Source organism: Mucilaginibacter arboris, from assembly GCF_009754915.1.
GTDB classification, from domain to species: domain Bacteria; phylum Bacteroidota; class Bacteroidia; order Sphingobacteriales; family Sphingobacteriaceae; genus Mucilaginibacter_A; species Mucilaginibacter_A arboris.
In genome coordinates, this window is record NZ_WPIK01000041.1 from 1 (window position 1) to 1756 (window position 1756).

1 protein-coding gene is annotated in these 1756 nt (G+C 36.6%); it reads left to right on the forward strand.

The window, feature by feature from the left end:
- The first annotated feature begins 21 nt into the window (after nucleotides 1-21).
- Nucleotides 22-393 (forward strand): hypothetical protein, encoded by a 372-nt coding sequence (locus GO621_RS18575; protein ID WP_157569743.1) that lies wholly within the window; start codon nucleotides 22-24, stop codon nucleotides 391-393.
- The last annotated feature ends 1363 nt before the right edge of the window (nucleotides 394-1756 follow it).

Below are 1756 nucleotides of genomic sequence, written 5' to 3' on the forward strand. Positions count from 1 at the left end.
CGTTATGCGTAATTTGCCGAAATGACGTTTATAGAAATTTACGATAGAATAATTCCTCTTTGGGGCGACTTAATTGATTTTTCTGACGGCTCAACAATTGACATACCAGAAACAACGCCGACTAACAATGATCATTTTCGTTCAAACACATTTAGCCGACTTTGGGACAATGTAGAAGAAACTGTCGGACATGAAGATACTTTTGACGACTTAATGGTTTGGACTATGTATCAAGTATTTCATACATATGCAAAAAGGTTATTTCGTCAAGGAGTTTTTGTATTAAACCCAAAGGCAGTTAATAAAAAGGAAATGGAAGAGCAATATTTTACGAACTTGAACGAAGAAAGTTGGAAAGCTGAATTATCAGTATATGAAAGAACAGTGGAATGAAAACTACGCATAACATTGGTTTGGCAAAAAACTGGCTGACAGAATAAACATCAACTTTGGTTTTGCTATTTTACTTCAGTTTCAGCGGAAGGAATAAAATTTAGCTGGTAAAAGAAGCATCAACATTGGAACATTAATTTAACTTTGGTTTCGGCGGAAGGGTTTTAAATTCCAGTTCTTCGCCAAGCCTTTTCCGTTAGGCGCAATTTGTGTTTTCGCCCGGTAAAGTTTGCTAAAGATTTTTTTGTCCCAAAAAAGCAAAAACACAAAAGCGGCTAACATGGGTTTGGCAAAAAACTGGCTGACAGGTTACAATTTCAGCTTTTGTTTTGCTATTTTGCTTAAGTTTCAGCTGAAGGAACATAAATTTAGCTGGTAAAAGAAGCATCAGCTTTTGAACAATTATTTAACTTTGGTTCGGGCTGACGGGTTTCAAATTCCAGTTCTTCGCCAAGCCTTTTCCGTTAACCGCACTTCATGTTTTTGCCAGGACAAATTTGGCAGAGGTTTTTTGTACCAAAAAAAGCAAAAACACAAAATGCGTTTAACAAACAGTTTGGCAAAAGTTGGGCGGAAGTAATTTTATCGAAATTTGTACTTAAATGAACATGCTTCTTTTACCAGGCTTTTTTGCTGGAAATTCCCAACCTTCGCCAAGCCGCCAACGTTGGCTGTAATTTAAGACTTGCAAAACCGACTGACTTGCAAAACTTTTGACAAAATGTTTTCTAAACTTACGGCGACTTTTTCTAATGCTGTTTTTATCGGCATAAAACCGACAGACAAATTTTTAGTTGGTAAAAACAGTATTGCAGGCGGACTTTTTTAATTGTAAAATGCGACTTGGAAGTTTTCAAAAAGATAAAACAAACTTTGCGGGTTTCCGCGGACAAAATTATCACCTGACTTTTAAACTGGCTGACTTTAAAATATTTAAAATGTTTTTAGCGGACAACGTACAGGCTTTTAAAAGCTGCAAATTTGTATTTTACGCTTTTAAAATAAACTACAGCCAACATTGGTTTGGCAAAAAACCGGCTGACGGAAGTTATTGAACTTTTGTAATTCTTTTTTATCTTTAGTTCAGGTTCAGCGGAAGGATTTCAAATGCCAGTTCTTCGCCAAGCCTTTTCCGTTAGGCGCAATTTGTGTTTTCGCCCGAGAAAGCTTGCTAAAGATTTTTTTGTCCCAAAAAAGCAAAAACACAACAGCGGCTAACATGGGTTTGGCAAAAAACTGGCTGACAGGTTACAATTTCAGCTTTTGTTTTGCTATTTTGCTTCAGTCCCAGCGGAAGGAACAAAAATTTAGCTGGTAAAAGAAGCATCAGCTTTTGAACAATTATTTAACTTTGGTTCGGGCC

Coding starts and splice junctions, on each gene's coding strand:
- GO621_RS18575 (WP_157569743.1), top strand. CDS start 22: ATGACGTTTATAGAAATTTACGATAGAATAATTCCTCTTTGGGGCGAC.